Origin of the sequence: Erwinia persicina (assembly GCF_014838825.1) — a bacterium.
Classification (GTDB): domain Bacteria; phylum Pseudomonadota; class Gammaproteobacteria; order Enterobacterales; family Enterobacteriaceae; genus Erwinia; species Erwinia persicina_A.
Genome location: NZ_JACYMO010000044.1, coordinates 1 through 426 on the forward strand (window position 1 = coordinate 1; position 426 = coordinate 426).

The window sequence follows — 426 nt, forward strand, 5'->3', positions numbered from 1 at the left end:
AAGTGCGCGGCGATTTAGGCGCGGCGGCGCTGTACCTGAATATTCCGCAGGCGTACCTGGAATATACCGCTGAAAACTGGGACCCGCCGTCGCGCTGGGACGAAGGTATTCCCGGCCTGCTGTTAGATTACAACCTGAATGCGCAAAGCCAGCGTCAGCAAAAGCAGGGTACGCAGAGTTATAGCCTCAGCGGCAACGGGACGGTGGGCGGCAATGTGGGGGCCTGGCGGCTGCGGGCCGACTGGCAGTCACGGCTGGATCGCCAGGGCGGTTCCGGTGAGCCGAGCCGCACCAGCTGGGACTGGAGCCGTTATTACGCCTACCGCGCACTGCCGAAGCTGAGTGCCAGGCTGACGATGGGCGAGGACTATTTAAACTCCGACATCTTCGACAGTTTCCGCTTTGCCGGCGTCAGCCTGGTGACCG

At 62.4% G+C, this 426-nt stretch carries 1 protein-coding gene; it reads left to right on the forward strand.

What is annotated here, in order from left to right; genetic code table 11:
• Positions 1-426: fimbria/pilus outer membrane usher protein (locus tag IFU29_RS22995; protein WP_191935772.1), on the forward strand; the 426-nt coding region annotated here is incomplete at both ends.